The sequence below is a fragment of the Paenibacillus sp. PvP094 genome, from assembly GCF_040546835.1.
Classification (GTDB): Bacteria; Bacillota; Bacilli; order Paenibacillales; family Paenibacillaceae; genus Paenibacillus; species Paenibacillus illinoisensis.
In genome coordinates this window covers 915,987-928,801 of record NZ_JBEPOM010000001.1, presented here as the reverse complement: position 1 = coordinate 928,801, position 12,815 = coordinate 915,987, and the positions used below count along the sequence as shown (strand labels likewise).

Sequence of the window (12,815 nt, the reverse complement as noted above, 5' to 3'; positions counted from 1 at the left end):
AAACATTACTTCAATACAATTAAGAGCAGCTGATCCATGAGATCGGCTGCTTTTGTTCAACTAACGGGCAGGTTAGTTGAAGATTAAACACGGGAGCCCCATCATAAATAGGGCGAAAAATAGGAGAGCACGTCTTAAATTGCGCTCCAGTGGGTGTAAATTGTTGTAGTCGTACAATTTCTTCATAGTGACATCACGATCGGCAACAAGCTCTGGGTCATTAGGTTGTATAACAAGCCAGCATGTGATTTTTCTCTTTCAGTCATTTCACCCCCCCCCCATAACATATTTGATTTTCTCTCGATAATTCAGTGACTATAAAAATTTGTAATTACCAACAATGGATATTGCTTTGGACATCCCGGTACAGGCTGTTATGTTGAATTTCCGCGTTTCTGCCTTTAAATGCTTTGGCTGCTTCTTCATCTCCCTGCAGATGCCATATGAACCATGCGGTCATGTAACCGTCGATTGCCTGGTATGTTTCACCGTGGTCGACAGCCGTCTTCCTGGCGATGATTTTTTCAATAGAATTGGGAAGCGCCTCATAGTTTACCCGAAGTGACCAAAGCGGGCTAATTCCTTGTCCTTCACTCGCCGTGATATTTTCGGCAGTACCCGCATCAAAATTACCTGTACCCGCAGTCAGGAAAGTTGGTATGTTGATCTTTGAAAGATCATAGCTCCAGTCTAGTCCAAATATGTTTTCCTGTCCCCAGTATGGAGAAGTAGCACTGACCGCATATAGTGCCTTATACATGTTTCCATGCTCTTGAGACGTCACTGCGTTAATTGCTCCGACGCCACCCTGTGAATGGCCGCCGATTCCGATATGAGCTGGATCCATTTTACCATAAAATATACTGTTGTTGTCTTCATTTAGTGCCAGCAGGAATTTAAGACTTGATTCTGAAGAAATGCCTGTTCTTGAATTTCCATCTTCATTGCCAATGACGATAAAACCCCATGAAGCCAGATGCTTGAAAAATGATTTATATGAGCTGGCAGGAATTCCTGTTCCGTTGGCAACTACAACGACTGGATATTCGATGTCGCTGCTTTCCAGTTCTCTCGGATACCAGATTTCATATTTATTGATTGTCTCATCCTGAGCATCAAATTCTGCAAACGATACTTCATATGCTCCAAGTGCAGTATATCGCTTCTCGATGGGCTGCTCTGTTTTTGTGAACTTGTAATAATGTGTACTCTTATATTTAAAGAATGTAATCCCTGCCGTAACCAATAAGGCTAGGATAGTAACGATAATTAACGCAATTTTCAGAGTGGTTTTCAAAATCCCCATCTTCAGAGTTCCCTCCAACTTTCTTCATTCATGTTGTTGCATTATTTAGTTTTCATTAGTCGAAGGGTAGTTCTTGTCGACCAAATCCAGTCCATAATCCTCCAGCTTGCCATTAACCGCATTCATTGTCCATTCGGATATGGACATATTTACATTTTCAAATCGGTTATAAAAATAAGGGGTTGCAATGATTGTATGCATGGTTAAATTCCGTGGGTCATCATACCAGGGTAAACCATCCCAGATAAATAAATAAGCACCCGCTTGTTTTTTTAATTTCGGTATACTTTCCTTTAGGATCTTCTGATAGATATCTGCTTTTTCTTCATCCGTCTCCATGTTTCCTGTATCAAAATAATTTTGTACCTTTGCTAAATCACCGTCTCTGGTCGATGAGTCAAATAAAATATTAACCTGATCTGCCCACTTCTGATGAAGTGCAGTTAAACTGTCTAACGAGATATTATTGGATACGATTCGATCAGAAATATGCTTGGGTGATTTCCAAACATCTGTTGCAATATTATGCCAGTCTTCATTTAAAGCCAAAGATGAATCTACTAAAACCGTCTTGCTTTTTGCATAAGGAAAATAATTGCTAAATACATCATCGGCAAGTAAAGATGCCCCCCATCCACCAGCACTGTAGCCTGTAACCAAAACCGCATCTGGATTATCAATACCGGCATGCTCCATAACTTCTTTCATCGTAGCTGTGAAATTATGATATCCATTATGGTACAGGGTTTTTTCAATACCGTTTTTGTCTGCATACTTGAATTCTCCGGTTCCTGCATGAAAATCTCCTGTTGCATACGGGAACGAGATTACAGTCCAGTCTTTAAAAGGGTTGTTGTCCGCCGCTGTAGCAATACCACCCAGGTTCATTGTGAGATTTGCTGCATAATCTATAAAAATTTCTTTTGTATTATAAGTTTTGTCCCTTGCCGTTTCTTCATTAACACTGACTCCGCCACCTGCGAAGTAAACCATTACTTTATTTTCACTGCCTTTTTTAAAAAACGCGCGGTATTTGCTTCCATCCGATGATTTCATCTCATTAGTTGTAACGCGATACCATTTGTCGACTTTCGGATCATCTTTTAGGTTTGGATATTGTAAAACAAATAGATAAACTCCTAACAAAATAACCAAAATCACAGCAAGTATAATACTCAGAATTTTCAATACTTTCTTCATAATGGTCCCCCAATTATTTCATAGGCATATAGGTATCAAGATAACCTTCTGTTTATTTGACCGGTATATAAGTATCCAGATATTTTTCTACTGTCTCCATGTACTTTATATACAGAGCATTGTCATTTTGAAGGGCATGTCCCGAATGTGGGAATTCAATGTACTCATGCGTGACATTGTTTTCTTCTAGTGCATTGGTCAAATGCTTCACTGTATCAAACGGGCACACTATGTCGTATACGCCATATGCGGAGACCGTAGGCACCGAATTTTCATTGACCCACATGTATGCTGAAATCGGTTTGATTGCCTCTTCAAAAGCTTCCGTGCCAAACATATCCGCAGTGATTTCAGTACCGGCCATGATTGAAAACAGACCTGATGCCGCCTCCGGATTCTGATCGAGGCCATATACAGACCAGTCTTCCGGATAGAAACTAGATGGCCCTACAGCTTCAAACAGCATTTTCACCGGAATCGGTGATTCATCCGCATCGCGGTATGCATAAAGCATCGCCAGCGTTCCGCCCGCGGAACCTCCAGATATCGCCATGGAATCAAGGTTGTATCCTAACTTTTTAGCTTCTTCAACAATAGCGGGAATACTACTTTTGATTTCCATGGACTGTGAATAAACACTGGAATCAGGGTGTTCTTCATCACGTAAGGTGTAATTGATTCCTGCTGCCACATAACCTTTTGAGGACAACCATTGAAGCATTTGTGCGTCATCCGATTTATCGCCCGTAGTGAATCCTCCCGCATGGAGATATACGACAAGCCCATAATTTTCTTTTGTATGATTAGCGGGTACATATAAATCGAATTTATTTGCTTCGCCGTCTCCGTAAGCAATGTCGGTATAAACCGTTCCCATCTCATCGTTCCAGTCTACCGAATATTTTTTTAATGCCGGGGAAGTATAAGTCACTTTGAATATCGCCGATCCTGCAAAAGAAACGATAAACGCTCCTACGCAAAGCAGAATAAATAGGCCTGTTTTGTTTCCTTTCTTTTTACTTGTTCTCATAGAAAATTACCGCCGAACAATGATCCGCCAACCATTAAATTAATTAACATTCGTACTGCCAGTCTTCCTAAAATCAACCCGAAAATCATAATGGCAGCGAGAATAACAATTCGTTTCATCGTAAAAAGTTTTGTCATATATGGCTCCTTTATCTTTGCATTTACAGACCGTACCATTGTCCTTGACAATCTGATGCAGCAGTTGTACTCTACCGACGTGTCAAATGTACCAGCCCTTATTTACAAGATCAATATGTACACCATAAATGGCACAGATCAGGAGGAAATGTACCATCATGAACAACGAAGAAAAAAACACTTTTGTCAAACAACAAATTACGGAAGCTGCCATACAGCTATTAGTGGAATACGACCTTTCTCAAATATCTATAAGGCAAATAACTGCGAAAGCACAGGTGAGTAGAAATTCGTTCTATCGGAATTATGTCGATAAAGAGGATATTTTAATGAAACACATAAAGAATTTAATCTCGAAGTGGGACGCTGAATATCAGCTAGTAAATAAAGACTCTAATGCCGAACTATATGGAAGTTTATTTAAACATTTAAAAGAAAATAGCGTATTCTATCAATTGCTAAAAAAACGAAATTTGTTTCATCTGTTTTTAAATACCTACATCGCGCTCTACGGACCTAAAACCGAATATGACAATATGACAGCCTACGTTACATCGTTTATCGCCTACGGGACGTATGGCTGGATTGAAGAATGGATTGGTCGAGGCATGCAAGAATCAGCCGAGACCATGTCGTCGCTCCTCTCATTACACGGTATGAAATAATGGTTGCGCTTCTTTGAATAGAAGGATTAAGCTAACGGGAAACGTTAGCTCATAACAACAAGAAAGCAGCTGATCATGTGATTGGCTGTTTTTATTCAACTATTTACATTACTCTTCAATACAACTTTTTTATCCAAATTGCGTACTAATTGAAGCAACTATTGGCTAGTTTATACAGGGATTGGAGAGGAATGGTCAGAATGAAGAAATACCTTGCTGGATTAATAATTATCTTTGTCTTGGGTCTGGGCTTACCAGGACAGGCTTACATGGAGGCGTCTAACCAACAGCCTTTGGCTTTTGAGGATTCCAATCTAGAACAAGCGATTAAGTCATTATTGAATAAAAACGACGATGAATCCCTAACAAAAGAGGATTTAGAGTCACTGACCGACGTTCCTTTAGCGGGTAAAGGAATTAAGAGTTTGCAGGGTTTGGAGTATGCAGTCAATATGACGAGGCTCTCTTTAAGCAGAAATCAAATTGCTGATATTTCACCTCTATCCGATGCTGTAAATTTGACAACATTGGATCTGAGCGACAATCAAATTGAGGATATTAAGCCCCTTGGGAAGTTAACGAAGTTAACAGATTTATCTCTAGCTAGCAACCAAATCAATGATCTTTCACCGCTAGCGGGACTAGTTAATCTGAATACGTTGTCCATAAGTTCTAACAAGATCACTGATCTAAAGCCGCTAGCAGGATTGGTTAATCTTTGGAGACTCGATGCTGCGAATAATAACATCAAAGATCTTGCTCCGTTATCTAAATTAACTAACTTACTTTCTCTGGATTTATCATCTAACCAGATTTATGATTTGGAGCCGTTGAGAAATCTTCAAATGTTGGCTTACCTCTATTTGAAAAACAATCGAGTCTGGGATTTAGAGCCGCTCCAACAACGTGGTTTTTTACCGTATTATGATACGGGTGCATTCATTGAACCACTTGCACTGCAAAATAACTATTTAGATTTAAGCAAGGGATCGAAAACATATAAATTATTTGTGAAAATGGCAGGAAATGAGTTGCCTGGCGGTCAGCGTAAGACACAGCGCTTGGTGATCGGCAGCACGACTGCTTATGTTGGAGACAGTGCTTATCGTATTACCGCAGCGCCATTTATTCAGACGGGACGTACCTATGTGCCGATCCGTTTCATCTCCGAGAAGCTTGGGGCAGCCGTGAATTGGAAACAGAGCACCAAAGAGGTAACGATTCAGAAGGATGGTAAAACGATTCGTTGGGCGGTAGGGAACAGGCAGGTAAAAGTAAACCAGCAAACGGTGATGCAAGATGCTCCTTTACTTCTGAAGAACGGCAGTGCGTTCGTTCCTGTTCGTTTTGTAGCGGAGCAGTTAAATACTTCCGTTGAATATATGGGAAGCAAGCATATGGTCTTGATTTTCAAAAATTAAGTAGCATAATTACAGAATAATCTTTGAAGATAAGGACGCAATGACCATGCTTCAAAACAAGAGTAAAATATGCAGACCGTAAATAAACTAACGGGAAACGATATCGTTAAAACTAAGAAAGCAGCTGATCAATATGATCGGCTGCTTTTGTTCGACTAACGGGCAGGTTAGTTTAATGAAAGTTAAAGCTTTTTAAAGCTTTGGGTTACTCAGATTGTTGTTCTATGATTACTTTCCGCAAAATGGTTACAGCACTTCAAGCTCGCTATCCGCGATTCGCTCTACATCTGTATTCCTCAACACTGCACCAATCATACAATGCGGATTATCCTCAAAGTTATCAATAGTTATAGCTAGGTAAGATCATTAATTTTGATAATTCAATTGTCATAACCGAGAGTTCATGATAGAGTATCGGGAACTTGCAAAGGTGGGGGATGCTAGTGGAACTAACTTATTTGAAAACCTTTCGGGAAGTGGCGAAGTGGGGAAGCTATACGCGAGCCGCGGAAACACTTGGATATGCACAGTCCAGCATCACGACTCAGATTCAGAAGCTGGAGGAAGCTTACGGGGTCGTTCTCTTAGAACGTTTTGGCAGGGGAATGAAACTAACGTTGGCTGGCGAAACGCTGTTGCAATACGCCAACGATATACACAGACTGCATGAAGAGTCCAAAGAAGTCGTATCAAAACAATCCAAGGGAAAACTGTCCATAGGAACTATCGAGACATTGGCTGCCTTCTGCCTTCCGCCATATCTTCAAAAGTATCGTGGAGAATATCCTGGTATCAATGTGATCATCCAGCCTGGTAACGAACCTTATATTATTGAGTCAGTCAAAAGTGGCGAACTAGACATAGGGATCATTTTGGATCCTCCATTTAAGGATCCCGATCTTCACTGCAGCAATTTGAGGGAGGAAACGTTAGTTTTTATCACGAATCCTGATCATAAACTTGCTTGTCAAAGTGAAGTCCACATTGAAGATCTTGAGGGTGAATCGTTGATTATGACAGAAGATGGCTGTACTTACCGGTCCATGCTTCTCAATGTTTTGAAAAGGAATCAAGTGAATTACAGTCTTTCCTACGAATTCGGCAATTTGGAAGCAATCAAGCAGTGCGTTATTTATGATCTTGGAATTGCCTTGCTGCCGCGTATAGCGGTTGCCGAGGAAATCTGTAAGGGCCAAATTGTCGCGGTTCCTTTCGTCCATCCGGAGTGTAGATTTTATACGCAACTCATTTATTCTAAAAAAAAGTGGAAGTCCAAAGCTTTTCAAGGTTTCGTGGATTTAATCAGTGGAACCAATTATCAATATGATTGAAGTATCTTATAGATTTCTATCGATAACTCCATGGTTAGAGGCTGTGTTACATTGATTGCAAGAAATCAAATCAGCCCCCTTGGAGGTAACCCAAATGACAAATCAAATCCGATATTCCCTCGTCTTAGAGACGCCTGCTCCTTCGCCTGAGTACATTCATCAGCATTTCATGAACAAGCTTGCCGTAGAAACGGACGTCTCAGATGTAAAACATGATATGACGCATGGTCTCAATGACTTTGTACTCATCGACGTAAGAAGCTCTATTGCTTATGGAGAATGCCATATCCCGGGAGCTCTTAGTCTTCCTTCCAACACGATCAGCGAAGCAACAACGGCGTCTTTGACCAGAGATAAGGTCATCGTCGTCTACTGCTGGGGACCAGCTTGCAATGGCGCCAGCAAAGGAGCAGCCCGCTTATCCCGTCTGGGTTTTCAGGTGAAAGAAATGCTTGGAGGCATGGAGTACTGGCGTAAGGAAGGAAACGAGGTAGAGGGTACGCTTGGTCATTCAGCATGCATGATCGGGTAAGCTGATGAACAAACGATCAAAATGGAAAGTTCAATTAACGGGAAACGATAACTGATAACGGGAAACGATAACTGAATATATGTAGTAAGCAGCTGATCCATGTGATCGGCTGCTTTTGTTCAGCAAGCGGGCAAAATAGACCACTTGTGTGCTTATAGATAGATTGAGACCCCCCGCCATGATCGGCGAAGGGTCTGTGTATCTCAATTTAATATGAAACTGAACTTCACGTTAAGTGATGCTAAGTCCGCCGCTTGCATATCCGGCCAAAGTTGTAGCCACATCAATTCCCGCTGTTACTGATGCCGAGAACACCATAAGCAGGCGGTCACCGGCAGTTACCGGAATGCTCAATCCTGTTGTCAATCCGCTGGATATTGTTCCGAGTGCCAAGACACCGGTCAATGAAGGCGTCAAGGTTACTACAGCACCCGGTACAGCCGTAAAGGAGTTATTTGGTGTAGTAGATCTGAATAGTTGTGCAGTTATGGTTATGGTAGATCCAACCAAGCTTAGTCCAGCTGTCGTACTGAAATAAGCGGCCAGTGAAGTAATCGTTCCTGAACGTGATGCGGAGAAAGCAAAGTTTAGCAAGGTGCCGGCAGCGCCTGTGAGATCAATGATTCCTCCGTTGACACTTACACCTGAAGCACTGTTGCCAAATCCAACTAAACTGGAGGTATTCAAAAGTCCCCCTAATACGGTAGTCAGTGCAACTGGAAGTCCGGATGCATAAGGAATGATAGCTCCGGCACCTGCCGCTCCAGTAGCCCCGGTAGAACCTGGAGCACCTGTCGCTCCGGTGACTCCGGTTGTGCCTGGAGCCCCCGTCTCACCGGTAGAACCTGGGGAGCCCGTCGCACCTGTGACACCAGTAGAACCCGGAGCCCCCGTTGCGCCTGTGACACCAGTAGCCCCCGGAGCCCCCGTCGCACCCGTCTCACCGGTAGCCCCCGGAGAGCCCGTCGCACCTGTGACACCGGTAGAACCTGGAGAGCCTGTCGCGCCTGTCACACCAGTAGCCCCCGGAGAACCTGTTGCACCTGTTACGCCAGTAGCCCCCGGAGAACCTGTTGCACCTGTTACGCCAGTAGCCCCCGGAGAGCCCGTCGCGCCTGTCACACCAGTAGCCCCCGGAGAGCCTGTTGCACCTGTTACACCGGTAGCCCCCGGAGAGCCTGTCGCGCCTGTCACACCGGTAGCCCCCGGAGAGCCTGTCGCGCCTGTCACACCGGTAGCCCCCGGAGAGCCCGTCGCGCCTGTCGCACCCGGAGCCCCCGGAGAGCCTGTTGCACCTGTTACACCGGTAGAACCTGGAGAGCCTGTCGCGCCTGTCACACCGGTAGCCCCCGGAGAGCCTGTCGCGCCTGTCACACCGGTAGCCCCCGGAGAGCCCGTCGCGCCTGTCGCACCCGGAGCCCCCGGAGAGCCTGTTGCACCTGTTACACCGGTAGAACCTGGAGAGCCTGTTGCACCTGTTACACCGGTGGACCCCGGAGAGCCCGTCGCGCCTGTGACTCCGGTGATGCCTGGAACATCACCCAGCAATTCGGAAGAGACCAAGCGATGGGCAGTAACTAAAGAGCCTGTGCTGCTCTTGCCCCAGACGGATACCTGTATAGGATCATTAACCGTCGTGGTTGTTGTAAAAGTAAACTCGAACGCATCAAAGTTGGCAAAATAATTGTTGGTTACTACTTGATTGGGGGCGATGTTTAAAGACTCACTGACATACAAAACCCTCAATCCACCATCCATGTAGTACCCCTGTATTTGTACGGATGTTGCTGTCACATCGCTGCGGTTATCGATTCTGATGGTAACTGTTTGAGTCGGTCTTACACCGTTCACAGCGTTATTTTCTATTGGCCCTGTCGATAAAAAGCTCATCGCCACATCTCCTTCTTTTGAGCAGATTTATCTGCCAGACTTTTCTTAACTGTTTTTTTCGTGATCTACTACACGATGTGCATCAACCAATTGTCCGGAGGCTTGTTTGCCCCACACTGAGATCCCTACTTGCTCTGCACCTTCCGTGCTTGTTTCAAAAACAAACTCATAAGCATCTAGATCCGCAAAATAATTCCTGGTCACTGCTTCGTTAGGGGCGATACTGATTACTTCACTCACATACAGTGTTCTTGTTGTGCTAAGCACATACCCTTGGACAGATACAGTTAGAGAGTCCGCAGCACGACTTACCAATCTAATCGTAACCTGTTGTGTCGGTCTAACCCCGGAAACGGGATTGTTTTCTATCGGCCCAGTTGATAAATTAGCCATTTTTCCCATCCCACCTTCTATGACCTCATACTCTAGCGGTAATTTTCATTAAGCTAAATACAGTAATATTCAGGCACTAAACAAGCGGTGTGGATTAAACACAGGGTCAGTTCATCCATTATCAATCTTCCTTAATCTATTAAGCAGAATAGCTGGATTATGTGTTAGTCTAAATATTGGTAAAATTGATTTAACGGAGGTCCTCAGAATTGTCCATGATATTTCCTGACATCGTTACAGATCGGTTGAAGCTGGTTGTTCTTACCCTAGATGATGCTGAATCCGTATTTAGGCATTTTCAGATGAGGATGTTACCAGATTTAGCGAGGGAATATTGGGGATCGGTAGGTAAGTTCGATGATGGTAGATTGATTTTCTAATTATGGAGGTTTTTCAGCGTGACTCAAAACGGGATTGTATTGGTTGTGAGTGTTTCGATAAAACATGAAGGTAAGCTGCTTATGATTAAGGAAAACAAAGCAACGGTTAGGAATACGTGGAACTTCCCGTCAGGGAGAATCGAATATCATGAAGATATTCTAGAGGCGGCACGTCGAGAAGCAAAGGAAGAAACCGGGTACGATGTTAAACTTACAGCCACTACAGGTATTTACAATTTCATGAGTAGTACAAATCATCAGGTTATTTTATTTCATTTTATTGGTGAAATCATCGGTGGTTCTCTTCTGTTAGATAAAGCGGAGATCATTGATTCGAAATGGATAGCACCTGCGGATTTGTTGATCCCAGATTTCCTGGAGCTCCGCGATAAAGAGGTCATACAACGGATCACCCAAAATTTGATCTCTCAAAAGGAATACTCGTTAACCTTATTCAACAGCTCTCTGGAGAACATGGTTTAAACTAACAAGAGAATTTATATAGAGGTGGAATTACGTGCCTAAAATAGACAACATGCTAGCAATTCTATGGATGCTTCGATCAGGTGAAAAAATGACTGCAAAACAAATCTCAGAAAAGTTAGAGATGAACATAAGGACTGTGTATCGTTATATCGATACCATTTCAACAAGTGGCGTACCTATCATTTCAGAACCAGGACATAACGGTGGATACACTTTAATGAACAATTTTATTGAGGCACCTCTTTTTTTTGATTTTGAGGAGCAAACTTCACTATTACATGCAGCAGTTTTTGCAGAAGAAGCCGGATATTATGGAGGTGAAGCATTAAATAGGGCCATTTCAAAACTAAGTAAATACTCAAATCAAGAGCAGGAAACCAAGATAAACCATCATTTAACTAGTCTTGAAGTTATAAGTCGATTAAGTTCACTCTCTATGCAGCCTTTTTTGAAGGAGTTGGAGCAGGCCGTAGCTGGCGGGTATTCAGTAAAAATTCTCCACCATAAAAGTGGCGGAAAGCAAATAAAGGATAGATTGGTTGATCCGTACAGACTTATCTATTGGAACAATAAGTGGTATGTGATTGGATTTTGCCATCTTAGGAGTGATATCCGTAGTTTTAGAGTAGATCGAATTGAAGATCTAATGCTAACCGAAAATAAGTTTGACCAGCCAGAAAATTTTTCAGCACGTGCCTTTTTTATGAAAAATTTTCTTCCAACTATAGAAGATAAGGAAGAGATTATTTCTTTGGTTATTCATGGGGATAAAAGTGTATTAGCTGATATTTGCCAACATTGGTTTTTAGGACATTATTTACAAGAGCGGACTTCAAATCAAGCCGTATTTAACTTTGAGAAAGAGTTGATACATACATATGTACCTTATTTCCTTTTATCGTACGGTAAATCTATTCGAATTGTTGAGCCAATCAGCCTTAAGAAAAGAATGATTGAAGTTTTGTCTGAATTAATAAATTTTCATCAAAACTGATGACTTCCCTGACGCTAGTTGTCAGTGAAGTCATGTTACAGTTGGCTATATCAATTGGGATTGGAGTGTTATTGGATGCAAACCAAAAAAGTTTTTCTATATGTATTTAATACAATGTCGGACTGGGAATATGGATATTTAGTTGCTGAACTAAACACGGGAAGATATTTCAAAAAAGATGTAGTGCCTTTAAAAGTAATTACAGTAGGAGCTAATAAAGAAATGATTACTACAATGGGAGGACTGAGCATGAAACCAGAGATATCCCTTGAAGAATGTACTCTTGAGAGTGGAGATCTTTTAATTTTGCCAGGAGGGACTACCTGGAATGAAGAAATTCATCAACCTATCTTGGAAAGGATTGGCCAAGCTTTAGAGCTTGGCACTATTGTTGCTGCAATTTGTGGTGCAACGGAGGCCCTTGCGAATAGGGGATACTTAGATACTAGAAAGCATACAAGTAATAATTTGGAATACACAAAAATGGTATGTCCTAATTATAAAGGAGAAAAGTTCTATGAGATGGGATCTGCGGCGGTATCTGATACGAATTTAGTTACTGCATCAGGAATAGCTCCTCTGGAATTTGCGATGGAAGTACTGAAAAAATTAGATGTATTTGCACCAGATACATTACATTCATGGTATAACCTAAATAAGACTCATAAACCTGAATACTTCTTCCAGTTAATGAACTCAATAAATAGCTGAGCTAAAAAATCAACTTAGCAGTTTTATATTCGTTCAAATAAAAATAATGAAGTTCTACCGTAGATTACTCACACTGCATCGTTACTCCTTTTACCACTGTGGTTAAAAGAGAGTTAAGATCAGGGAAAACGTTAGTTCAATGTTATACAAAAGCAGCTGATCAATGTGATCGGCTGCTTTTATTCAGCTAACGGGCAGGGAAGTAAAAACTTTTCTACGAATTTGATTCTTGGAGAATATCGAGAACAAGTTAAAAATAATTATTGACCGTTTGTTCTGGAATTGGTATACTCAATTCACAAAGAGGGCATCAATACATGATTAATGAGAGCATCATAA

At 42.1% G+C, this 12,815-nt stretch carries 14 protein-coding genes; 7 read left to right on the top strand and 7 right to left on the bottom strand.

Translation table 11 applies throughout. The features are described from left to right. Nucleotides 1-72 precede the first annotated feature (72 nt). From ABIC22_RS04490 to ABIC22_RS04470, 5 genes are all read right to left on the bottom strand, one after another. Nucleotides 73-231 (bottom strand): maltose acetyltransferase domain-containing protein, encoded by a 159-nt coding sequence (locus ABIC22_RS04490; RefSeq protein WP_354485846.1) that lies wholly within the window; start codon nucleotides 229-231, stop codon nucleotides 73-75. A gap of 100 nt (nucleotides 232-331) precedes the next feature. Then, on the bottom strand, nucleotides 332-1,306 hold the full coding sequence (locus ABIC22_RS04485) for a poly(ethylene terephthalate) hydrolase family protein (RefSeq protein WP_354478674.1): 975 nt from the start codon (nucleotides 1,304-1,306) through the stop codon (nucleotides 332-334). Nucleotides 1,307-1,351: 45 nt separating this feature from the next. After that, nucleotides 1,352-2,506 carry a pectin acetylesterase-family hydrolase gene (locus ABIC22_RS04480; RefSeq protein WP_354478672.1) on the bottom strand — a complete coding sequence of 385 codons (1,155 nt, stop codon included), beginning with the start codon at nucleotides 2,504-2,506 and terminating at the stop codon, nucleotides 1,352-1,354. 52 nt (nucleotides 2,507-2,558) lie between these two features. After that, entirely contained in the window at nucleotides 2,559-3,536 is a 978-nt protein-coding gene (locus ABIC22_RS04475) for an alpha/beta hydrolase (protein WP_354478669.1), read from the bottom strand. After that, nucleotides 3,533-3,673 (bottom strand): hypothetical protein, encoded by a 141-nt coding sequence (locus ABIC22_RS04470; protein ID WP_354478666.1) that lies wholly within the window; start codon nucleotides 3,671-3,673, stop codon nucleotides 3,533-3,535. Before ABIC22_RS04470 ends, ABIC22_RS04475 begins: the two co-directional genes overlap by 4 nt. 158 nt (nucleotides 3,674-3,831) lie before the next feature. Here ABIC22_RS04470 and ABIC22_RS04465 point away from each other — a divergent pair, with 158 nt between their 5' ends. From ABIC22_RS04465 to ABIC22_RS04450, 4 genes are all read left to right on the top strand, one after another. Next, entirely contained in the window at nucleotides 3,832-4,338 is a 507-nt protein-coding gene (locus ABIC22_RS04465) for a TetR/AcrR family transcriptional regulator (RefSeq protein WP_354478663.1), read from the top strand. Between the two features lie 200 nt (nucleotides 4,339-4,538). Further along, on the top strand, nucleotides 4,539-5,759 hold the full coding sequence (locus ABIC22_RS04460) for a stalk domain-containing protein (RefSeq protein ID WP_354478660.1): 1,221 nt from the start codon (nucleotides 4,539-4,541) through the stop codon (nucleotides 5,757-5,759). 443 nt (nucleotides 5,760-6,202) lie between these two features. Continuing rightward, the gene (locus ABIC22_RS04455; RefSeq protein ID WP_354478657.1) at nucleotides 6,203-7,090 is read left to right on the top strand and encodes a LysR family transcriptional regulator; all 888 of its coding nucleotides are present in this window, start codon (nucleotides 6,203-6,205) and stop codon (nucleotides 7,088-7,090) included. Nucleotides 7,091-7,184: 94 nt separating this feature from the next. Further along, nucleotides 7,185-7,622, top strand: coding sequence for a rhodanese-like domain-containing protein (locus ABIC22_RS04450; protein WP_354478654.1), 438 nt, complete (start codon nucleotides 7,185-7,187; stop codon nucleotides 7,620-7,622). 231 nt (nucleotides 7,623-7,853) lie between these two features. Here ABIC22_RS04450 and ABIC22_RS04445 read toward each other — a convergent pair whose 3' ends face one another. Both ABIC22_RS04445 and ABIC22_RS04440 read right to left on the bottom strand, forming a co-directional pair. Continuing rightward, nucleotides 7,854-9,512: an exosporium glycoprotein BclB-related protein gene (locus ABIC22_RS04445; protein WP_354478651.1), complete on the bottom strand. Its 1,659-nt coding sequence runs from the start codon at nucleotides 9,510-9,512 to the stop codon at nucleotides 7,854-7,856. A 45-nt stretch (nucleotides 9,513-9,557) separates the two neighbouring features. Continuing rightward, a complete protein-coding gene (locus ABIC22_RS04440; protein WP_354478649.1) occupies nucleotides 9,558-9,905 on the bottom strand; it encodes a hypothetical protein in 348 nt (115 codons plus the stop codon). 398 nt (nucleotides 9,906-10,303) lie between these two features. Here ABIC22_RS04440 and ABIC22_RS04435 point away from each other — a divergent pair, with 398 nt between their 5' ends. From ABIC22_RS04435 to ABIC22_RS04425, 3 genes are all read left to right on the top strand, one after another. Further along, entirely contained in the window at nucleotides 10,304-10,768 is a 465-nt protein-coding gene (locus ABIC22_RS04435; RefSeq protein WP_354478646.1) for an NUDIX hydrolase, read from the top strand. Nucleotides 10,769-10,802: 34 nt separating this feature from the next. Then, a complete protein-coding gene (locus tag ABIC22_RS04430) occupies nucleotides 10,803-11,765 on the top strand; it encodes a helix-turn-helix transcriptional regulator (protein WP_354478644.1) in 963 nt (320 codons plus the stop codon). A gap of 75 nt (nucleotides 11,766-11,840) precedes the next feature. Further along, on the top strand, nucleotides 11,841-12,476 hold the full coding sequence (locus tag ABIC22_RS04425) for a type 1 glutamine amidotransferase family protein (protein WP_354478641.1): 636 nt from the start codon (nucleotides 11,841-11,843) through the stop codon (nucleotides 12,474-12,476). Nucleotides 12,477-12,815: the final 339 nt, after the last annotated feature.